This is a genomic window from Psychrobacter sp. PP-21 (assembly GCF_033790785.1).
GTDB lineage: Bacteria > Pseudomonadota > Gammaproteobacteria > Pseudomonadales > Moraxellaceae > Psychrobacter.
Map to the genome: position 1 here is coordinate 200,770 of NZ_JAMYEB010000003.1, position 22,223 is coordinate 222,992.

Consider the following 22,223-nt stretch of genomic DNA (forward strand, 5'->3'; position numbering starts at 1 on the left):
CAAACTATTTCTGAAATATTATGATGCGTTTGGATGGTCAAGAAAGTTCGAAACGGGTTATAACAGCTATATTATTTCTATTCACAAATTGACCAACTTATGAGTTAAAACTAATGTTAGATAGCAACAGCCACTATCCAAAAAAAATGGTGATATTTTTATTTTTAACTTTAGGTACGCTATATCAGTTGATCTTATTCCCTATTTTAGTATCACTGATAATGTGGAATAAGGATGTAGGTCTGGCATACGCTGTAGCCATACCTTTTTACCTTATTGCAGGTGTATTTCTTATTGGAATGCCTACATTATTGTGCGGTATATGGCTTGCTTCCAAACAAACATAGTAAGTCCAAAAGATGGTGGGTAAGAGTTTTTTTTGTTGGTTTTTCTATTAATGCCACATTTTTTATTGGTCAAGATGCTCGTACATGGTTGGCTATTAGCTTAGTAGGAGGTATAAGTGCTTTGATTGTGGGTATGTCCGCATTACCTAAACCTAAACAAAGTCTGCAATATTAGCCAAAAAATTAAAATACTTTTTTAATAAAAAACTTCTATTTTTGACAGTAATTATCAAAGTGCAATGTTTGACCTCGTAAACCTTTCATTCCTCACCTTCCTTTACCAAAAGCATGTAAAAGTCGTTTTGATAAAAACCACAAAAAAGCAGACGATGGTTATAACAGTCTAGTTTTTATTGCACGATAAGTACTTCAGCAATAAGTAACTCAAAGATAAGTCATAGTGGTGATATTTGAGGCATATAGGGAGTAGGGTATGCATGTTTTGATCAGTGGTGGTTCAGGGTTTTTGGGCAATGCGTTCAGTCGAGAGATTCTGGCACGGTATCGTAAACAAGATAAAGATATGAGTGTGACTTGGTTGACTCGCGATAGTAGTCAGGCGCATCCTGATGAAATCAATATGATGACTTACGATGAGCTTGCAACCTCTGATGTGAGCTTTGATGTCATATTAAATTTGGCGGGCGCAGGTATTGCGGATAAACGCTGGAGCGATGAGCGTAAAGAGCAATTGCTTGCCAGTCGTATCAAACCTACGCAATCAATACTCGATTTCATCGCCCGTACTAGCACGAAACCCAAGCTATTAGTAAGTGGCTCAGCCATTGGCTGGTATGGTACACAAGGCGACAAACCACTAACGGAAAACAGCGACTACAAAGAAGATTTTGCGCATGCAATGTGTCAGGAATGGGAGGATATGGCACTCAGAGCAACTGAGTATGATGTCCCTGTAGCAATCGTGCGAACAGGTGTGGTTATTCATCCCAACGGCGGTATGGTGGCCAAGTTACTGCTACCATTTAAGTTTGGTGTTGGTGGGCAACTGGGTGATGGACAACAAATTATGAGCTGGATTAGCCGAAATGATTGGGTAAGTGCGGTGATTTTTATTATCGAACAGCATCTTGCTAATGCAAAAGCTGCCAAATATATCAGTGAGCCAGTTACTGATGCTATGAGTCTTAACGAACAGGCTTTAGGTAGTAATGTTTCAAATGACCGAGTTTTAAGCGACCGCACCTCAAATAACAATAGCTTAAAGACGCAAAATAATACAGCAGCAGTCGTCTATAATCTTACAGCACCTGAGCCTGTGACCAATCACACTTTTACTAAGGCACTTGGCTCGTGGCTACATCGTCCGACAGTGTTTACTTTACCAGAATTCTTGCTCAAGCTCATGTTTGGTGAAATGTCGACATTACTCATCGATGGACAAAAAGTACTGCCAAAAGCATTGTTGGAAGCAGGTTATTCATTTGAACACACTACACTCAAACAAGCATTAGAAAAGCAAAACCAATAAGTTTCGATTGTTTCATGTGAAACATAGTAATCTATTCTATATAGCTTTATTTGCTCTGAGCATCATATATTGTAGTTAATCATGCTCAAGGATCTATCATGCGCTATGCGTTCTTTATTACTATCTTTGTGCTATTGCAGCTGTTCAGTGCAGGTGCGGCGTTGAGTATACAGTGGTGGCTACAACCTTGGATCACCCAAACACTGCAAACTATCGTATGGTCTGCCGTGTTTATTATCACCAATAGCTTATTAGTACTTAGTGTAAAACGAGTCTTTGCGAACAGTTATCGCTGGGTCAGTGGCTGGATGCTGATCATGCATTTCATACTATTAACCGCTTTGGTAGTAAGCTTTTTGTATGGTGGTTATTGGCTAGTAGTATCGCTAATAGGTGAGACAGGGTACGGATCAAATACGCTTTCTCTTAGGCTGCGAGTACTGGCAGTAGTCGTGTTCTTAGGACTGTTTATTTTTTCGCTATACAGTGCTTATGTCCCTATCGTACGTCATCTGTCTATCAGTATTGATAAACCTTTAGCCAAACCACTACGCATCGCAGTTGCAAGTGACTTACATTTAGGACGGTTATTCGGGGTTACAGCAATAGATAGACTCACCCGTCTGATGAACAGTATACGTGCAGATATGCTGCTAATGCCAGGGGATATCATGGATGATAATACAGACGCATTTAATGATTATAGCATGGATAATAATCTAGCCGAACTGTGTGCCAATTTGTCATATGGCGTCTATGCGACGTTGGGTAACCATGATTTGTACGGTCATGAGCGACCAATTAGCCAAGCGTTACGTGATGCAGGTGTGCATCTATTAAATGATGATGTGTTTTGTATAGAACATCAAGGGCAAAAGGTATGGTTGGTCGGACGTTTTGATAATCATAAACGTCAGCGTGTCGCCACGATAGATCTGTTAGCGAAAGTAGATACTTCACAGCCAGTGATTCTACTAGATCATAGACCGAGTGATATCGACGAGCATAGCCAGTTACCAATCGATCTGCAAGTATCAGGTCATACCCACAATGGTCAGGTATTCCCCGCCAACTTTATTGTCAGTGCTATCAATAGACTAGGTTATGGCTATGAAGCAATCGGCCAAGGACATTTTGTAGTCTCCTCTGGCTATGGATTTTGGGGCATTCCCTTTAGATTGGGTTCACGCTCTGAGGTCTGGTTGATCAACGTGTCTGGTAATGCTGATTGATAGATGTTTCTAATTGATCAGTACCTTTGATTGACCTGTACCTTCAACATACTGATGTATTCGTACAATAGCATTTATAAAAAGTGTCTTTGAGTAGTACCTCTAAGTAATAGCGCTCTTAAATAACGGCATCTTTAAATAGCAGCACCTTTAAGCCAAATACCTTCAAAAAACCACTATGCTGCCAGCTGTGATCGAGTACTAATGACATCGCGTACAAAACTACAAAACCCATTGATAATATCTTTTGTCTCTTGCCCGAGACCTTGATGCACGCTCATAAAATGAATAAAACCATGCGGTGCACCTAGGACAGTATGAGTCTCAACGGGCACATTGTAGCCTTTCAACTGCTTTGCATAAGCAAACGCTTCATCACGCAGCACATCAAGCTCAGAGGCTACGATATAAGTCGGACACACTTTGCTGTTATCACCGAGCATGGGTGAGTTTAGTATGTGTAGGCGTGGTAGGGGACTGTCTTTTAGGCAGGCTGCATCAAACACTGCTACGTCAGCATGATCTAACAATAATCCCTCGCCGTATAACTCCCAGCTTGGATAGTCTGTTTCGATATCGGTAACAGGATACAGCGGCATTTGTGCTAATGGCTTTGGTAGGCTCTCTAGTAGCTTGTACATCTTCTGACCTTGAGCGCCCAAGTCTGACCAAGCGCTCTCGGTTGGTGCAGTCAGCTGCTGCGCGATCAAAGTAGATAAACCACCGCCTGCACTATCACCTGCAAGTACGATACGTGATGGTAACGCGCCTAGTGTATGACAGTGTTCAGCCAACCAAGCATACGCTGTGATACAGTCTTTGAGCGCGGCTGGTGCAGGACACTCAGGGGCCAATCGATAATCGACACTAACGACGGGCCAGCCAGTTTGCTCGCAGACTGCGTGGCAGAACTCATGATGCGTATCGACATCGCCAATACAGAATCCACCGCCGTGGAAAAACAGCATCACTGTCTCGTCAGGATTGTGGACAGACCCTTTCTTAGAACGTTTTTTATTGGCCTTCGTTTGGTAGCAGCGAACGGTCATATTACCGTCATCAGCATTGGCTATCGTCTTGTCTTCCCAATTGACAAGCTTTTCGCCCTTTTTGGTAAAGGGTTTGATATTGTTCAGGATGTTGTCGCTAGCTTGCTGCCAGACTCTTGGTGCCTGCATTGCCACCGCATCGGTAGTGAACCTTTCGCGAAGCTCATGCATGGGCGTCAGCTCTAAAGGCGTCTTGAGATGACTGTTTACAGCGAGGATCAAGCGTAAATGTGCATTGGCATGAAGATATTGTTTTGAGTTCGGACCTTTTAGATAGGCAATTAAGCCCTCTAATATCGGCGTTGGCAAATAACCAAAGCCTTTCATCGCATAATGCAAAGTATGTGGTTGGTACTGTGAAACTGGGTTGTAGCTGAGTACTTTTTCTCTGACGCTCAGACGCTTCTCATGTGTGCTACTTTCTCTTTTTCCATTGGCTGTTTCATCATTCGATGCTAGATGCATCGCCATCAAGGTTTTGTTAAGTAAGGTGTTGATTGATGATACTGTGGGATTAGACATAACATCTCTCATAACGGTTTGGGTGTTTACGGTTACATCGATGTATATTTTGATGTAAGTCATAATATTTGTAGCAATAATAAGGCAGTAGTGCGTAAAGGAGGGTGTTGTTTAGTAATGGCGTGAATAGCAATAGTAAAGTGTTTTGACTAATTGACGTTTTTTTGTACGTTTTGTGAGTAAATATGGAGATTCGTTGACACAACGGAAAAATACTGTGCAACGCTGCTAAAGAGTATTTTGACTATATTTGTCGTAAATACGAAAAAATCCTGCATTTTAGGCTTGAAATTTATACGTATCACCTTTATCAATCAGCTATTAGAGCGCATTAATAAAAACAATGAGTAAGAATCGTTAGGCATCTGATAAAGGCGCAATACAGCCAACAATTGGCTGAGTCGTTGCGTCTTGTCGTAACTATTATTGTCGTAATCATTATTATTGAAATTCCAAGGAGCTATCATGAGCGAGCAAACCCCAAATAAAGAAACGCTTGACCAGACTGTGGTACACGATAATGTTGAGCATCAAAACAGTATCTTAGAAGAAACCATGAAAGAGTTTGATCCGCAGAACAACTCAGGTGAAGAGGCGACTATCGAAAACGAAATCAACCTCGATACATTCAAAGCACGTATTGCTGAGCTAGAAGGCGAAGTAAAACAAGCCAAAGAAGGTACTGCGCGCGCTAATGCTGAAGCTTACAATGCGCAAAAGCGTGCTGAGCAAGAAGCAGATAAGAGCAAAAAATTCGCCCTGCAAAAATTCGCTAAAGAGTTACTCGACATCGTTGATAACTTAGAGCGCGCTATGGAAAATGCAAATGCAAACGATCCAGTAGCCGAAGGGGTTCAATTGACCCATAAAGCGCTGGTCGCTGTATTGACCAAAAATGGCGTAGAGACCGTCGACCCACAAGGCGAAAGGTTCAACGCTGACTTCCATGAAGCTGTTGGTATTGACCCAGAAGCAGAAGCGGATACAGTTGGTACGGTCTTACAAAAAGGCTATAGCCTAAACGGTCGTCTATTGCGTCCGGCAATGGTACGTGTTGGTCAGTAGTATTTTTAGAGGCTAAACCCTACTAATATGAAGGTTTTTCACAAAAAACCACAGGAAAGACAGTTTTTACGTATTTATTGCCTTGAAAAATACGACAGGCAAACCGATATATAGCAACAAGTGACCGACTACGGTCTGGATAAATAAGTATTTATAGTTAAAAACAAATTAGGAGCAATTGATTATGGGTAAAGTAATTGGTATTGATTTAGGTACAACTAACTCGTGTGTAGCAGTGATGGAAGGTGACAAAGTTAAAGTCATCGAGAATGCTGAAGGTACGCGTACCACACCATCAATCGTCGCTTATAAAGACGACGAAACGCTTGTTGGTCAGTCAGCTAAGCGTCAAGCAGTAACCAACCCAAGCAACACGTTATTTGCGATCAAACGTTTGATTGGTCGTCGTTTTGATGACAAAGTCGTGCAAAAAGATATCGGCATGGTACCTTACAAAATCGCTAAAGCAGACAACGGCGATGCATGGGTAGAAATCAACGGTAAAAAGCTTGCGCCACCACAGGTTTCTGCTGAAATCTTGAAGAAAATGAAAAAAACAGCAGAAGACTATCTTGGTGAGAGCGTAACTGAAGCGGTCGTAACTGTACCTGCTTATTTCAATGATTCACAGCGTCAAGCAACTAAAGATGCGGGTAAAATCGCTGGTCTTGATGTAAAACGTATCATCAATGAGCCAACTGCTGCGGCACTTGCTTATGGTATGGATAAGAAGCAAGGCGATAGCACGGTTGCTGTATATGACTTGGGCGGTGGTACTTTTGATATCTCAATCATCGAAATCGCAGACGTTGATGGCGAGCAACAGTTTGAAGTACTAGCGACCAACGGTGACACTTTCCTTGGTGGTGAAGATTTTGACTCAGCGTTGATTGATTTCTTAGTTGCTGAATTTAAAAAAGAGCAAGATGTGAACCTAAAAGGTGACTCTCTTGCGATGCAGCGTCTAAAAGAAGCCGCTGAAAAAGCGAAGATTGAACTATCAAGCGCGCAAAGCACCGAAGTCAACTTGCCATACATCACCGCTGATAGCAGTGGTCCTAAGCATTTGGTTGTTACTATCAGCCGCTCAAAACTTGAGAGCCTAACTGAAGACCTAGTACAGCGTACAATCGGTCCATGTAAGACTGCACTTGAAGATGCTGGTCTAAAAATTGGCGATATCGATGACGTTATCCTCGTTGGTGGTCAGACTCGTATGCCACTAGTACAGCAAAACGTACAGCAGTTCTTTGGTCAAGAGCCACGTAAAGACGTGAACCCTGATGAAGCAGTTGCAGCTGGTGCAGCGATTCAAGGTGCGGTATTGTCTGGTGACAAAACTGACGTATTGCTACTTGATGTGACGCCATTGACCCTAGGTATCGAAACCATGGGCGGTGTGATGACGCCAGTTATCGAGAAAAACACCATGATTCCTACCAAGAAATCACAGGTATTCTCAACGGCTGAAGACAACCAGCCAGCAGTAACGATTCAGGTATATCAAGGTGAGCGTAAAATCGCTAACCAAAACAAAATGCTTGGTCGTTTTGACTTGACGGATATCCCACCAGCACCACGTGGCCTACCGCAAATCGAAGTGTCTTTTGACATCAACGCTGATGGTATCATGAACATCTCAGCAACCGATAAAGGTACTGGTAAAGCACAAAGCATCCAAATCAAAGCAGATTCTGGTTTGTCGGATGAAGAAGTTGAACAAATGGTTCGTGATGCAGAAGCCAACGCTGCTGAAGATGAGAAATTCGCTAACCTAGCGCAAGTTCGTAACGAAGCAGATGGTCGTATCCATGCGGTACAAAAAGCACTGAAAGAAGCAGAAGATAAAGTTACTGATGAAGAAAAATCAACAGTAGAAACTGCGATCACTGAGCTTGAAGCGGCAGCGAAAGAAGACGATCATGACGAAATTAAAGCAAAGCTTGAAGCATTAGACAATGCTTTCTTGCCAATCAGCCAAAAAATCTACGCTGATAGCGGTGCTGGCGCAGAAGGTATGGATCCAAGCCAGTTCCAACAAGGTGCTGAAGGCGCAGCAGAAAGCAACCAGGCTGATGACGACGTCGTTGATGCTGAGTTTACTGAAGTAGACGAAGACAAAAAATAATATCAACTCCAAAAACGCGATGAGCTGCGTCAAACTCGCCTAGTCTACTCAATGTAGTACTTACGCTCGTTTTCTCGGCTACTCAAGTTTTTGAAAATGGTATAGTCGATACAAATCGACAAGCAGTTAAATTAAAAAACGCATCTTTCGAGATGCGTTTTTTTATGGCTGTTACTTTTTCTATTTATGATATGCCCTAGCTACTGCTTTCATAGCGTGCTGCGCGCCTATGGTATAAAGGCGCTCACTGCCAGTACTTCATAGGTTAAATTCACAACAGGTTGCCCTGTTTCATTTTCTGCGGAAAAATACCGCCAGTAGTCTGACTCAAATTGCTGTAGACGTGACTTTGTCCATCTAAAAGTCTGAGTGTCATGGGCTGACTGTTGTGTTTGATTGGTCGATACGCCAGTGAGTTTCATATGTTTTAAGACAGCATAGGGAGATAGAAATGGTAAATCATAGCGCTGAACCGAAAGCTCAGTATTTTTAAAACCAGCACAGTCTAATGCTGATTGCCATGCATCAATGTCTGGATAACTCAGCCCTTGACCAGTGAGCGTCTTGATTTGCAGAAAATTATTTGGCGTAAAGGTGCTAAAGACCAGCTGTCCTCCAGATTGTAGGCGCTGTGCTGATTGCGCAATAAAGCTGAGCGGATTGTCAAACCATTGCACGGCATTGGCACTGATGATTAGGCTGTGATTTGCTGCTAAATCTATGGTTTCAGCATCGCCGATGGCTATCTCAGCCGTTGGTAGTATCGACTGCAATGTCGCAGCTTGCTCAGTACACAACTCATTAATGAGCCAGTGTTGGCTATGAATATGTTCAGCAAGCAGGCGCGTCATCTGACCGGTACCTGCGCCGACTTCTAACACACTTGGTTGCTTCGTATGAGCGATATTTGCGAGCAAATACTGACAGACTTCTTGTTGAATACTGGCGTGCTGATCATAGTCACTGGCACTAGCAAAGTGACGAGCAATGGTTTGTTTTCGGACACTAAAGGTATTAGGGGCGCTAAGTATTGTCATGTGCTTTATTCTATCCAAGTGAGTCACTAATCAGCTGATAGTGAGCGCAAACGTTTGTACTAAACGACTATGTCATAACTGCGCTATCAGTTGCTCGCAGTCTGCGATGGTCAATTTGGCATTCATAACGAGTCGAATGCGAGCGGTGTTTGCAGGAACAGTAGGCGGCCTGATAGGCAAGGCGTAAAATCCAGCGGCTTGGAGCTGTTTTGCCTTTGCCATGGTACGCGCATTGTCACCCAAAATATAAGGCACAATAGGCGATTCATAGGTAGGAGTTTGTGCTGATGATGGGACACGATATTCAGGACTGATGGCTTGGCTCAGTTGTCTTGAAATTTGTGCTAAGTGTACGCGTTGATCAGTGAGCGCTGGCATTTTTCCTAAAATAAAGCGCGTCCATGCATGATTGATAGGGGGGAGTGCAGTGCTAAATATCAGTGGACGCATGGCGTTTATCAACCACTGCTTTGTGATATCGTCACACATGATGTAAGCACCAATTGATGCAAAGGCTTTACCAAACGTCCCTACTAAGTAATCAATATCTACTAAAGTATGTGTTTCTTCTGCTAGGCCCAAACCTGTTTTGCCAAGTACGCCAACAGCATGTGCTTCATCGACATATAACTCAATACGAGTATCTTTTGCTTTTAGTTGTACTAGTTGAAGCAAGTCAGCACGGTCACCATCCATACTAAAAATACTTTCAGTAACAATGATGATGCGCTCAACGCTCTCATCTGCCTGCTCAATAAACCGAGTCAAATGTTCGTAATCGTTGTGACGGTAGCGACGATAGGTGACCAGTTTGCTTTGACTCAAGCGCATACCATCGATGATACTCGCATGTACTAGCTTGTCAGCTAATATCAGCGTCTTGACTGGCAGAGCGGTCAACGCGGGCAAAATACCAAGGTTAGCATGATAGCCACTATTCAATACCAGTGCTGTTTTTGAATTAAGGATATTTTGTTTAGGAACGTTTTGTTTTTCTACTGCGCTCTCGTACCAATTTTGCAGTTCAGACTCTAATGTTTGTAGCTGGGTGTCATTGCCCGTTAATAGCCGCGATGAAGTAGCGCTCATTTTGGGAGGCAGCGTATCGGATGATTGCTCTAACTGATCGAAGAATTCAGCCTGCAACTCGGTATCACCGCCCAAGCCTAGATAGTCATTACTGGCGATATTGAGTAATGCTTCGCCTTCTTTGATAATGTAGCGACCATGATGTTGCAGCTCGGGCAGTTGGCGGTATTGCTGTTTTGCTTTGAGGTCTGCAAGCGCGACTTGCAAATGATCGGTGATGGCTTTTTTCATCTTTTCTCTTTATTTTTCTATTATTTAAGTCGTATTTGACCAAATATTTGGCAAAAATTCTGCGAAATGAGTAGGAATTATTGCACAAACGGAGCGGTTGTAACAAAAGGTTTCATATCTAAGCCTTTGTAACTAGTGGACTGACAAATGCTTTCAAATCTTAACTCTCATACCATTAAACACTGACAGAGTGTCTGAAATAGTTTGTTACTATGTACCCATCGTTAGCAAACAAGGCGATACGGCCAAATGGTCAATACAACTAAATAACTTGTTTGTCCAAATTTACTTGAAGGAGCTAATAATGAAAACTCTACAAAAAACGTTACTTGCACTAGCAACTGGTTCTTTACTTACTGTTAGCGCACAAGCCGCTGTTAACTATGGTAATGGCTATACAGGTCAGCCGTATGTTGGTGCTAAAGTCGGTCAATTCGATTTAGATATCGATAATGCTGATGATCCAACTGCCTATGGTGTGTATGCTGGTTACAACTTTGATCCTAACTTCGGTGTAGAAGCTGAGTATGTTGGTTCAGATGACGCTGACTACAGAGGCGGCGACATCGATGCCAAAACATATGGCGCTTATGGTACCTATCGTTATGCATTCCCAAATACTGGCTTATATGCGAAAGGTAAGCTAGGTGTAGCGAAAACTGAAGTAGAAGCATCTAATACTAATCTAGGTTTGTCTGATGGTTCAAGAGACGATACCAATCTTGCTGGTGGTGTAGGTCTTGGTTACGCAGTAAACTCTGACTTCAGTGTTGAAGCTGAATACGACATGTTAGGTGATGATGTAGATCTTATGACTGTTGGTGCACAGCTAAAATTCTAAACATTTAGCCTAGACTAAGCATTTAGCTTAAGTACTGCAATAAAAAACGACCACTTTAAGTGGTCGTTTTTTTTCGTCTAAAATTATATAAAACATATGTTTACTTTATTAGATAATTTGGTATGATGTTGCACTACTAAAAACAAGTGAAATATAGTTGAGTAGTATTCAAGGTTAAACAAATCATTTGTTTATTAAATCCAAGGTTGAGAATAGTCTATGAAAAATCTACAAAAAGCGTTACTCGCAGCAATCGTCGGTTCAGTAATGACAATGAGTGCGCAAGCAGCAATCTCTTATGGTGCTGGTCAATCGTATGTTGGTATTAAAGCTGGTAAGTTCATGGTAGATGTTGATGATCTAGATGATCCAACGGCGTACGGTGTATATGCTGGTTATAATTTTGATTCTAACTTTGGTGCCGAGATTGAATACGTAGGTTCTAGTGATACTGATGTTGATACAGGCAATAGTGGTGTTGACGCTGAGTATGACCTTAAAACCTATGGTGCTTATGGTACTTACCGTTATGCATTCCCTAACACTGGTCTATATGCCAAGGGTAAACTAGGCTATGCTAAAGCTGAGATTGATGCTTCTATAAGCGACGACTTTGGCAACTTTGAAAATAACAGTGGTAGTGATAGTGGTGTCGCTGGTGGTATCGGTTTAGGGTATAACTTCAACCCTAACATGAGTGTTGAAGCTGAATATGACTATGTTGCTGAAGACCTTACGCTATTAACTCTTGGTGCACATTACAAATTCTAAGTCTCAAACCTTAGCTAAAAAACGATCACTTAGGTGGTCGTTTTTTTTGCCTAAAATTGGCAACAGATATTTTGGGAGCACAGTATGTAAACGTGTATCAGGAATACGGTTAAAGCATTGTTATCCTTAAAAATATGATACATTAAAAACTGGAATGATAAAGATAGGAATGGTGGCAAGGATGGAGATGTTTTTGATGATTGAACCTTGGCATTGGCTGGTATTGGGCTTCTTACTATTGATCGTTGAGATGTTTGTGCCGACGTTTGCCAGCTTGTGGTTTGGCGTAGCCGCTGTGATCATTGCGGCCTTAGCATGGTTGCTCCCTATTCCTTTATTATTTCAGGTGCTGATCTGGCTTACGCTTTCGGTTTTTTTTATGCTGGCTTGGGTCAAATACATCAAGCCCCTATCCATGAGTCGCAAAAAGGCGGCGCAAAGCAGTAATTTAGTGATTGGTGAGACCGGTATGATCGTGGTCAAACCGCAAAAAGGTATCCCTGGTATGGTTCGCTTTAACGTACCTGTTTGGGGAGCGGATGAGTGGCCATGCCGCACAGCAGGTGCGAGGGTGGAGATGGGCGATCGCGTGGTGGTCTTAAAAGTGGTTGGCGATGAGCTGGTGGTTGCTCCCACACAGCGCCTCCAAGCACCCAAAACGATACGCCCAAATATTACACCGACACTCAATAGCCAAGTACCTGCAAATACTCAAGTGTCTACCAAAAAACCTAACGGAAATAGACTGAGCTTGCACAAACCTGACCCCACAGAGACAGGCACTAGCAAATGACGCGCATGATATACCGAATATTTTTAAATCAAGATAAAAAGGACATAAATCACGTCGCTGGCAAACAAGGCGAGGATCAAGGAGAATCGTATGAGTAGCATCTTAAGTATTTTAAATGGCGGCGGTATCGTGATGTTGGTATTAGCAGCCTTGGTGGTTTTTACTGTCTTTAAGAGTGTCTGTATTGTCCCGCAGGGGTACAAGTGGGTCGTGCAGCGGCTGGGTAAATATCAGCAGACCTTAGAGCCTGGCTTTAGCCTTATTATTCCTTTTGTGGATAGAATCGCCTATAAAGTTACTACCAAAGACATCGTACTAGATATCCCATCGCAAGAGGTTATCACCCGCGATAACGTGGTCATCATCGCTAATGCGGTCGCTTATATCAATATCCTACGCCCAGACAAAGCGGTCTATGGTATTGAAGATTATGAGCATGGTATCCGTAATTTAGTACAGACATCATTGCGCTCAATCATTGGTGAGATGGATCTTGATAATGCTTTATCGAGTCGTGATGAGATCAAGGCATTGCTCAAACAAGCGATTTCAGAAGACATCGCTGATTGGGGTATTACGCTCAAAACCGTAGAAATTCAAGACATTAATCCTTCGCAAACCATGCAAGCCTCTATGGAAGAGCAGGCAGCAGCAGAGCGTTTACGCCGAGCGACAGTCACCCGTGCTGACGGCCAAAAACAAGCGGCTATATTGGAAGCAGATGGACGTCTTGAAGCGTCACGTCGCGATGCTGAAGCGCAAGTGGTACTGGCCAGAGGTTCAGAGGAGTCGATTCGTCTTATCACAGCGGCGATGGGGGATGAAGAGATGCCGATTGTCTACTTACTTGGTGAGCAGTACATCAAGTCTATTCGTCAACTGGCAGAGTCTGATAACTCAAAAATGGTGGTACTACCAGCAGATATCTTGAGCACTGTAAAAGGTATGGTCGGTGATAAATTAAAAGTGTAGAAAGTGTAGTTAGCCAGTCATAAAAAAAGACCTCACATGAGGTCTTTTTTTATGACTGATAATTGGTTTTTGAGTCGTAAGCTCAGATCACTTTTGAGAAGTGACCGTTGTGTTTATCTTTCAAGTACTCATCAAACACCATGGCGACATTGCGACCAAGCAGGCGTCCTCTTGGTAGGACACGAATACCTGCTGCATCCATATCGATTAGTCTGTTATTTTGCATCGTCCCTAATTGTTGAATTTCATCAATAAAGTAAGTAATGGCATCGATACCAAACTTTTGATTCACATCTTTAAAGTCGAGATAATCGTGGCAGAGCAGATTCATAATGACATATTCACGCAATCGATCTCTGATAGATGTCTTGATATATTTTACAGCAGGCATAATCAGAGGATTAGGTTTTGCTTTGTCTATTCTAGCTTGATAGGTGTGTAGATCGGTATCGTTTTGCAATATATAGCGGGTGTTGCTATTGGCAATCTGACTGATAGATGAGACACCAAAGCCCAATAAATCACAGTCGCCCATGATGGTATAGCCTTGAAAGTTGCGATGTAATTTACCTTGGCGCTGGGCAACAGCCAACTCGTCATCAGGCTTGGCAAAGTGATCGATGCCAATGTATTGATAACCAGCTTCGGTCAGTGTATTGACAGTATTGCCGAGCATGGCAAGTTTGTCAGCTGGAGTTGGTAGGTCTTCATCTTTGATCTGACGCTGAGCTTTAAACCGCTCGGGCAGGTGAGCATAGTTAAAGACTGACAGACGATCTGGTGACATCTCGATAATACGCTGTACAGTGTTGCCCAAAGTATCAGGCGTTTGATGCGGTAAACCGTAAATGAGGTCAATATTAATAGAGCCAAAACCAAGCTTACGCGCTTCATTTAACACATTTTCAATCATTTCTGCTGAGTGCACGCGATTGACGGCGATTTGTACCGTTTCATCTAAATCTTGTACGCCCAAGCTGATACGATTAAAACCCAGGTTGCGCAGCGTTTGTAGGGTATTGTCACCCAGTTCACGGGGATCAATCTCGATAGAGTAATCACCTTCATCTTCAGGTAAAAACTCAAACTGAGTGTGCAAGAACGCCCACAGTTTTACTATTTCCTCATCACGCAAAAACGTTGGTGTACCACCGCCTAGATGGAGCTGCTTGACCAGTGGTTTTTCGCTGCCATCTGGCGCAGATAGTAAGCGACGTTTCAAAGCAATCTCAGCGATCAGGTATTGTAGATAGTCACCAGAGTCGCTGTTTTTTTTGGTAATGATTTTATTGCAGGCACAGTAATAGCAAAGGTGACGACAAAACGGAATATGAAAATACAAAGATAGTGGTGCACGAGACTCACGATTTTGGAGAATTTTTGTCTCAAGAGCAGTCGTCTCAAGTCTGTCTGGTATCGGTGTGAACTCTAACGCCGTTGGGTATGAGGTATAACGTGGGCCTGAACGATTATACTTGTTGATGATGGTCTCATCGAACGGTGGTAATTGCTTACTGGTGATGCTACCGCGTGTACTGGCATAAGGGTTGTCTGGTTGCATAACAGGGCGCACCGTGGTGGGCGAGTCGTCCGCACGGTTGTAAGGCTGTTGAGTGTTTTGTTCTGAGTAGTCTGTCATGCGATATTCCTCGTTTTGACGCCGAACATACGGATTCTTATATGGTTAGTCGTTCAGTAAGTGAATGCTAGCCTTATTTTTAGAAAGCTGATAAAAAAATTTGAGCAGGTTATTGGTAGCTGTATCTATCACCGAATTTATGATGACTAGTATAACAAATCCTTATTGCCAGTGGGGTTCTTGGTCAGTGTACTCAGCTATCAAAATACAGCGGTTACTTTGACACAAAAATCCCCAGCACTTTGGATAAAAAAAACCCCAGCACCGGGCTGAGGCTTTTATATTTACACTTTACTTATCTACTTCACTTTGCCAATGCTACTCTCTCAGTTGAATGGTACCACCAATCGCTTGGTCATTGACTTCAGTTTTACTAAAAGGCAAGCGTATCCAGTCTTTGGCTGAGTAACGGCGTGTCTGATCACGGTGGTACGGGCGCGTGCTGTCTGAGGCTTGTGAATATGCCAGTAACGCTTCTACGACAGGGCCGTTGCTATCAAAAGTTACGGTCTGCATATAGGTAGGACCGTTGGTAATTGGCTTATAAGTACCATCTTCATTGAGTCCTGGGCCTTGAGCGACGTTAAAGATACCTTCGCGTCCAAGTCCGCCATGCATAGAGATTTTTTCGTTATTACTACCTGCATCGATGACGTACTGTAAGTCTGCCAAAGAGGCATCAAGGGCGATATTTTTGTCATTGAAGTAGCTAATGGCATCTCCCAATGCCTGACGCGTATTATCATTGATAATCAGGTCACGTGGCGTATTGACAGGGTCATTGATATCGAACTTCACATTGAAGGCGTCATCTGTAGTTTCAGTAAAGTCGACGCTGCGCCAAAACTCTCTAAATACATGAGCACCTTTGCTATCTAGGTTGTTACGGCGATCCCAATTGCTCAGAATATTACAAGCTTGAGTGGCATCGATAGTACCACCGCTAGTCAGTGGCATCATAGGGTTGGTTGTACAGTCTGCCAATACATCATCGAGTACGAGCTCAGCAACATAGCTGCGGTTGCCATAGACCACGTCTTGCATATTATCTAGATTAAAGGTGGTGCCACCAAGTTGGTCTGTATTGCTCAGTCGATCTGAGATCTGTGTCAGCCCCATACGCGAACGCATCAGTAACGGTACGCCTTCTACTGCATTGGGTCCTAAGAATGGCGTTAGACGACGACGTAGGAGCGGTGAGAACCCAGTCAGTGGCTGCTGTGGATTGCTCAACCAGTAGCTGTCGTTTGAGTTGGCAACATAATCATCACGAATCAAAAACGGTAGGTTTGAGCGTCCAAAAATACCTGCTTGCGGTGAGTCAGCATCATTGCCCCATTCACAGGCAGCTGTGGCTCCGTTTAGTGCTGGCAAGTCTGCTGCAATCAACGCGCCAAGGAATGGACCAGCATTGGCACTACAGGATTCTAGCTGTTGCTTGGTGACATGGGGTACGGTTGAAATATCGGCGTACAAGGCCTTGCCGTAGCGGTCAGTAGCAATGGTATTAACGAACCCAAGACCAAGGGTATCTTGCATTCTATCGACTAGGTCTTCGACGCTCGTGGCTTTATTCATACTACGCCATTGATTGAGGGCACGCGGATTCTCAGATGCCGCATCGCGAATGGTATAAGCGAGATTGTTATCACCCCAGTTAGGCAGCTGATCGTTTAGTGCTTTTACATTCAACATTGGCCCATATTGAGATAGATATAAAGACTCAACGCGCTCCCCGCCATCTGGCAACTGAATCGTTACCTCGACTTCTTCGATATCACGCTGCTCAAACACACCGTCACTATTTTGATAATTGTATTTCATAGGGTCACCATTTACCAAGCTAAGCTGATAAAGGGTAAAGCGTTTGGCGGTAGAGACTGTATGACTCCATGCCACATCTTTATTAAAACCGATATTGATAAAGGGCTGGCCTTGTTGAGCGGCGCCCATCACATCGAGCTCACCTGGCAAGGTCAAATGAAACTCATAGAAGCGCTGTACGCCCTCCCATGGCTCATGTGGGTTGCCGTACAAGATACCGCTATCAGTACCCGTTACTTCGCTGCCAAATGCGTAGGCGTTACTACCACCTTTCATTGCATTGATTGTTGAATTATCAAAATCAGCTACTGGCTCTGGGCTGACAGTACGCATTCTACTGCTGTCCATAGTCATATCTTGATCAGGCGGTGCTGCTGCGACGATAGATCTGACAAAGTTAGACAAGCCGCCGCGCAAGTTTGCTTTGCCGTAGACAGTCAGCAAATCATCAATCGTAATCTCACGTACCCATTCGGCGCCAGCGCAGTCAGGATTGATGTTATCAACCCCTGTATCACGTAGATACCGGCTATAGCCAGCAGCGTAACCTGTGACAGCATCAATAGTCTCGGGATCCTGAGCGGCCAAGAAACTAGCGCGTCTCTCTGGAGAGTTATACCAAGTATAAAAGACGTCGCTATCTACGTCACCGTCGTCACCGAGGTAGCGCATGCTCTGTCCGCTGGCTACGACGACCTCACGTGCTAGTGAGCAAATGTTGTCCTCCGCAAATGCGTAACCTACGCCGTAACCGAGCCCTTTATAATCCTGTGCGGTAATATGTGGAATGCCAAATTCAGTACGCTGAATATCTGCAGCGTAGGTAGTCTCAGAATCAAAGGGATCGTCATCGCCATCTGTGAAACAACCAGACAGTCCTACAGAAACAGCCACTGTGAGTAGCGCGAGCCTAGGCACACGCTGAGGAAGCATATCGATGCTCATAAGCTTATCCATCCATGGTTAGTTGGTGTGTATAAAGCGGATAGCAAGAAGCCGCTTTATATAGACAATAAAATCCTTTTATTGCCAATGCTCTGATTGATTTTGAACGCTAGTAGTGACTTGATGTTTGCTGAGCAGCAAACAAGAGTGGTATCAAACACGCCTCAGTCTTTAGCCAGTAGGATCAAAATTAAAACGAACATTTGCTCATCATATAATACTATTTACTCACTATACCAGTGATAAAACACGACATTTGCGCACTGATAAATAATACTCTATCATCAATTACTCCCTAATATTAGGAAAACACTGATGTCGTTTGCTCAAGTCTATACCCGATCAGTCGTCGGTTTGCATGCTCCCAAAGTCATCATTGAAGTTCATCTGTCGCAAGGGTTACCTGCGTTGACCATCGTCGGTCTGCCTGAAGCGGCTGTACGCGAGAGCAAAGACAGAGTGCGCTCTGCTATTCTTAATTCAGGATTTCAGTTTCCCAATCGGCGTCTCACGATTAATTTAGCTCCGGCTGATCTACCTAAAGATGGTGCACGTTTAGATTTACCAATAGCCATAGGTATATTGGCGGCAAGCGGACAGCTTGAGCCAGAGGTGCTATCGAAGTTTGAGTTTATAGGAGAGCTGGCACTTAACGGTGAACTGCGGCAGGTCACTGGCAGTTTAGCAGTTGCTCGCGCGATCAAAGCGGAAGGGCTAGCATCAAAACTATCGCAGACACCGCAACTTATCGTACCAGTTGATAATGGGGGTGAGGCCAGTCGCGTCGATGGCGTGACGGTACTGGCCGCGCAGAGTCTAAAGGCAGTTTGCGACCATCTACAATCCTTGACTGACCCAAGTGCAATTTATGACTGCTTGGAAGTAGTGCAGCCCCGTCCAGCACCGCAGCATGTCGGGTATCAAGTAGATTTAGCGGATGTTAAGGGACAGCATCATGCCAGACGCGCGCTAGAGATTGCAGCAGCTGGTGGTCATTCGTTGTTGTTTACTGGACCGCCAGGTTCGGGGAAGACGCTTATGGCATCACGGTTGCCGACGATACTGCCTGATCTGAGCGATGAAGATGCGCTAGAAGTTGCCAGTACGTACTCAGTGGCAGACAGCGATTATGACTATGGGACAAGGCCGTTCAGGCAGGTTCATCATACGATATCGGCCGTCGCATTGGTTGGTGGTGGCTCACGGCCCAAACCAGGTGAGATTACTTTGGCGAACAAGGGCGTTTTGTTTCTCGATGAGTTACCAGAGTTCGATCGCAGCGTACTTGAGGTGCTGCGTCAGCCGTTAGAGGCCAAGCAAATTACCATTAGCCGTGCCAATTCTCAAATGACCTTTCCGGCGAACTTTCAGCTGGTCGCTGCTATGAACCCTTGCCCGTGCGGTTATGATGGTGATACCTCAGGGCGTTGTCGTTGTCGACCTGAGCAAATAAAACGCTACCAAGACAAATTATCAGGGCCGCTATTAGATCGTATTGATCTGCATATCACCGTACCAGCGCTGCCTATTGCTGACTTGCAAAACGCGCAGGCAGGTGAGACGTCTAAACAAGTGCGTACTCGAGTAGCGACTGCGCATCAGCAGCAGTTAAAACGGCAACAAAAAGTCAATAACGAGCTGAGCCCTAGTGAGATTGATCAGTACATTGAGCTGGGTGATAGTGAAAAGCAACTATTGCAGCTTGCCCAGCAGCGCTTGAACCTCTCTGCTCGTGGTTACCATCGGGTACTGCGAGTTGCTCGTACCATCGCTGACTTGGCCAATAGTACTGATATTAATAGTGCTCATGTGTCTGAGGCGCTGAGCTATCGCAGCAAAGCGTAACCTTGGTTTTAGCAGATTTTTTGGCAATTCCTTCTGAGCACTGGACAGATATTATTATAGATTAAATGCTATCTGCCATAATCCAAGCAACCAAGTCGGCAAAATTATCAAATGCTGCGGTCGGGTTTAGCTCACGAATATCTTGTCCGTAGTTATAGCCATAAGACAGTCCAAGCGTATCCATATTGGCGTTTTGACCCGCTAACATATCGTTTCTAGAATCCCCAATCATTATTGCTTGCTCAGCACTAATATCAAGACTTTTACAGACGTGTAGTAGGGGCGCTGGGTCTGGTTTTTTGACAGGTAAACTATCACCGCCCATCACCTCACTAAATAAATCCTGCCAGCCAAATGACTGTAGTATTTTTGGGACAAAACGAATGGGTTTGTTAGTCACCAGAGCAAGCGTATAGCCAGCGCCATGGAGTTTTTTGAGTCCTTCGTCCACATCTGGATAGGCGACAGTTTTGCTACCGCTTAGCTTGTTATACGCATCAAGAAATACGCGTTCTGCGTGATCGGCTTCCTCAACCGTTAACTCGCTGTCTGCCACTTCTACTTTACCCACCAGCGCGCGCTCTACCAGCAACCGTGAACCATTGCCTATCCAATTGCGTATGGTTTCGATAGGGTAGGTTTCCTTACCAAGGGTGGTCAGCATAGCGTTGGTCGCATCGGCCAAGTCTGGCACGCTATCAATGAGTGTGCCATCAAAATCAAAGATCAAAAGCTGCTTGTCGTTATTGTTCATTTCTTTTTTACTCATTGCTTTGCCTATTGGTTAATGGGTTTGCGTTTTCTCTTATGGTTACTCGACATCTTTATAGCGTTCGCGATGCTCTTTTTTCATTCTTAGATAATCTTCATTCTCTCGGCACTCGTCCCATTTGACCTTAAAGATTCGCGCAGACTCTGCTTTGATAGGATCCTCGATTTGCCTTGGCAATTCTTCGCGACCATGAGCACCGCTTTGACCTTTTTTATCATCAGGGACCGCGCCTTTGTACTTTTTGCCGCCTTTGTGATTGGCATAGCGACGAGCGCGGGTATAGCCCATTTGTATAAACTTACGCGCCATATCCGCACCAACAAAATCATCGTCGGCCAAGTAGTCCAAAAACATCTGATAAATGGCCTCACTACTCTCGGTGGCGATATCAGGCGTGGCAAAGCGCCAGTGCGGTAGTATTTCAGACTTATAAGGTTCTACGAGTAATACTCCTTGCTCACCGCGGCCCACACGATACAACTCAGGCTGCGCACGCAAATCTAAGTTTTTGTAATCTAAGTCGTAATCAAATTCTCTCATAATGGCTACCCTTGCTCTTTATTATAATTGGTATCTACTCACATATGGTTATTGAGTATACTGAGCCAAGCTGTTTAGAAAACAGGATAGAAATGTTATGCAATAGTGACGGTGTGCGACAAGCATAAATAACAGGCATAAAAAAAGCCCCGAACATCACTGTTCGGGGCTTTTTAGAATTCTATTAACGAATGGTGGCTCGAGGCAGGTTCGAACTGCCGACACACGGATTTTCAATCCGTTGCTCTACCGACTGAGCTATCGAGCCGTCTTCGTTGAGGTCGCTATTAAACTAAATATACGCGTCGCTGTCAAGCTGTTTTTGAATTATATCTAATAAAAGACGATAAATAATCAGATATGGGCAAAATTAACCGTTTTAGCGCTCGGTTTAGTCTTTTACGCGCAGCAGTTCATACTCGCTCATAATACGGTGAATATCAGTATCAGCAGGGACAAACTCACGGACGCCTTTTTTGACCTCCGCATCATAGACCAATTTAATAAATTTGGCATCGATGGCGCGTTTGCGATTCTCCGGATGCACGGTGAGATACTGCAAACGTTTGGCATCGGTCTGTCCATCATCAAAACACCCAACCGCAGCGATAGGTTTGTCATTGAACATACCAACATATAGGGTCTGTCCACGTTTAAACCCTTGCTCAACGATATTTAACACCTCAGTACCATTAGGCTGCGTGTCATCGCTATCGTACAATGCCTGCAAACGCTCTGCTAGCTCATTGTCACGAGATGGTTTTTTGATGAGTGGTGCATCCAAACTATTGATGGCAATCGCTTCTAAAGGCATAGTGGTTCCTATAAATAGAGGGTTTTTATAGTATAAGGGTATAGTACGGCACAGCACAAAGTCATAACATGGTACAACGTTATAAAGAGTAGGCTACAGAATAGAGTATCTAAAAATTGGTGCAAGTCATGATTGATAATACTCAACACACTATTTTAGCAGAATGAGGTGATTTTGTGCGTGGTTTGGCCCTTGAGCGTGGCAGTAAATGTTAGGGTTTGCTATGATGAGGCTACATAATATTAAGTACGTATAAACCCTAATATATTGATATCTTT

At 43.8% G+C, this 22,223-nt stretch carries 17 protein-coding genes and 1 tRNA gene; 9 read left to right on the forward strand and 9 right to left on the reverse strand.

Annotated features, from left to right (window positions below; translation table 11 throughout):
• The first annotated feature begins 780 nt into the window (after positions 1–780).
• Both NJD71_RS04940 and NJD71_RS04945 read left to right on the forward strand, forming a co-directional pair.
• On the forward strand, positions 781–1,836 hold the full coding sequence (locus NJD71_RS04940) for a TIGR01777 family oxidoreductase (protein WP_319050827.1): 1,056 nt from the start codon (positions 781–783) through the stop codon (positions 1,834–1,836).
• A 98-nt stretch (positions 1,837–1,934) separates the two neighbouring features.
• A complete protein-coding gene (locus NJD71_RS04945) occupies positions 1,935–3,068 on the forward strand; it encodes a metallophosphoesterase (protein ID WP_319050828.1) in 1,134 nt (377 codons plus the stop codon).
• 176 nt (positions 3,069–3,244) lie between these two features.
• On the opposite strand, the gene NJD71_RS04950 is transcribed toward NJD71_RS04945, so the two are convergent.
• Positions 3,245–4,639 carry an alpha/beta hydrolase gene (locus NJD71_RS04950; protein WP_319050829.1) on the reverse strand — a complete coding sequence of 465 codons (1,395 nt, stop codon included), beginning with the start codon at positions 4,637–4,639 and terminating at the stop codon, positions 3,245–3,247.
• Between the two features lie 465 nt (positions 4,640–5,104).
• Here NJD71_RS04950 and grpE point away from each other — a divergent pair, with 465 nt between their 5' ends.
• Complete coding sequence (gene grpE, locus NJD71_RS04955) at positions 5,105–5,704, forward strand: nucleotide exchange factor GrpE (RefSeq protein WP_319050830.1); 600 nt, start codon at positions 5,105–5,107, stop codon at positions 5,702–5,704.
• 184 nt (positions 5,705–5,888) lie between these two features.
• Positions 5,889–7,832: a molecular chaperone DnaK gene (gene dnaK, locus NJD71_RS04960; protein ID WP_319050831.1), complete on the forward strand. Its 1,944-nt coding sequence runs from the start codon at positions 5,889–5,891 to the stop codon at positions 7,830–7,832.
• Between the two features lie 227 nt (positions 7,833–8,059).
• Here the strand turns inward: dnaK and NJD71_RS04965 are convergent, their stop codons facing one another.
• Together NJD71_RS04965 and NJD71_RS04970 are read right to left on the reverse strand one after the other, a co-directional pair.
• Complete coding sequence (locus NJD71_RS04965; RefSeq protein WP_319050832.1) at positions 8,060–8,869, reverse strand: methyltransferase domain-containing protein; 810 nt, start codon at positions 8,867–8,869, stop codon at positions 8,060–8,062.
• A gap of 72 nt (positions 8,870–8,941) precedes the next feature.
• The gene (locus NJD71_RS04970; RefSeq protein WP_319050833.1) at positions 8,942–10,189 is read right to left on the reverse strand and encodes an 8-amino-7-oxononanoate synthase; all 1,248 of its coding nucleotides are present in this window, start codon (positions 10,187–10,189) and stop codon (positions 8,942–8,944) included.
• Between the two features lie 304 nt (positions 10,190–10,493).
• Between NJD71_RS04970 and NJD71_RS04975 the strand changes: the two genes are divergently transcribed.
• The 4 genes from NJD71_RS04975 (at position 10,494) to NJD71_RS04990 (ending at position 13,566) form a co-directional block, all read left to right on the forward strand.
• Positions 10,494–11,030, forward strand: coding sequence for a porin family protein (locus NJD71_RS04975; protein ID WP_319050834.1), 537 nt, complete (start codon positions 10,494–10,496; stop codon positions 11,028–11,030).
• Between the two features lie 219 nt (positions 11,031–11,249).
• Positions 11,250–11,801, forward strand: a complete 552-nt coding sequence (locus NJD71_RS04980; RefSeq protein ID WP_319050835.1) for an outer membrane protein — start codon at positions 11,250–11,252, stop codon at positions 11,799–11,801.
• Positions 11,802–11,997: 196 nt separating this feature from the next.
• Positions 11,998–12,594: an NfeD family protein gene (locus NJD71_RS04985; RefSeq protein ID WP_319050836.1), complete on the forward strand. Its 597-nt coding sequence runs from the start codon at positions 11,998–12,000 to the stop codon at positions 12,592–12,594.
• 90 nt (positions 12,595–12,684) lie between these two features.
• The gene (locus NJD71_RS04990) at positions 12,685–13,566 is read left to right on the forward strand and encodes an SPFH domain-containing protein (RefSeq protein ID WP_319050837.1); all 882 of its coding nucleotides are present in this window, start codon (positions 12,685–12,687) and stop codon (positions 13,564–13,566) included.
• A gap of 82 nt (positions 13,567–13,648) precedes the next feature.
• Here NJD71_RS04990 and hemN read toward each other — a convergent pair whose 3' ends face one another.
• The gene (hemN, locus tag NJD71_RS04995; RefSeq protein WP_442967651.1) at positions 13,649–15,127 is read right to left on the reverse strand and encodes an oxygen-independent coproporphyrinogen III oxidase; all 1,479 of its coding nucleotides are present in this window, start codon (positions 15,125–15,127) and stop codon (positions 13,649–13,651) included.
• Positions 15,128–15,523: 396 nt separating this feature from the next.
• A complete protein-coding gene (locus tag NJD71_RS05000) occupies positions 15,524–17,974 on the reverse strand; it encodes a penicillin acylase family protein (RefSeq protein ID WP_319050839.1) in 2,451 nt (816 codons plus the stop codon).
• A 315-nt stretch (positions 17,975–18,289) separates the two neighbouring features.
• Here NJD71_RS05000 and NJD71_RS05005 point away from each other — a divergent pair, with 315 nt between their 5' ends.
• On the forward strand, positions 18,290–19,819 hold the full coding sequence (locus NJD71_RS05005) for a YifB family Mg chelatase-like AAA ATPase (RefSeq protein WP_319050840.1): 1,530 nt from the start codon (positions 18,290–18,292) through the stop codon (positions 19,817–19,819).
• Between the two features lie 61 nt (positions 19,820–19,880).
• Here NJD71_RS05005 and NJD71_RS05010 read toward each other — a convergent pair whose 3' ends face one another.
• From NJD71_RS05010 to NJD71_RS05025, 4 genes are all read right to left on the reverse strand, one after another.
• Positions 19,881–20,588 (reverse strand): phosphoglycolate phosphatase, encoded by a 708-nt coding sequence (locus NJD71_RS05010; RefSeq protein ID WP_319050841.1) that lies wholly within the window; start codon positions 20,586–20,588, stop codon positions 19,881–19,883.
• 42 nt (positions 20,589–20,630) lie between these two features.
• Positions 20,631–21,131 (reverse strand): DUF4385 domain-containing protein, encoded by a 501-nt coding sequence (locus NJD71_RS05015; protein ID WP_319050842.1) that lies wholly within the window; start codon positions 21,129–21,131, stop codon positions 20,631–20,633.
• A 192-nt stretch (positions 21,132–21,323) separates the two neighbouring features.
• A tRNA-Phe gene (locus tag NJD71_RS05020) sits at positions 21,324–21,399 on the reverse strand.
• A 123-nt stretch (positions 21,400–21,522) separates the two neighbouring features.
• Positions 21,523–21,945, reverse strand: coding sequence for a hypothetical protein (locus NJD71_RS05025; protein ID WP_319050843.1), 423 nt, complete (start codon positions 21,943–21,945; stop codon positions 21,523–21,525).
• Positions 21,946–22,223 lie beyond the last annotated feature (278 nt).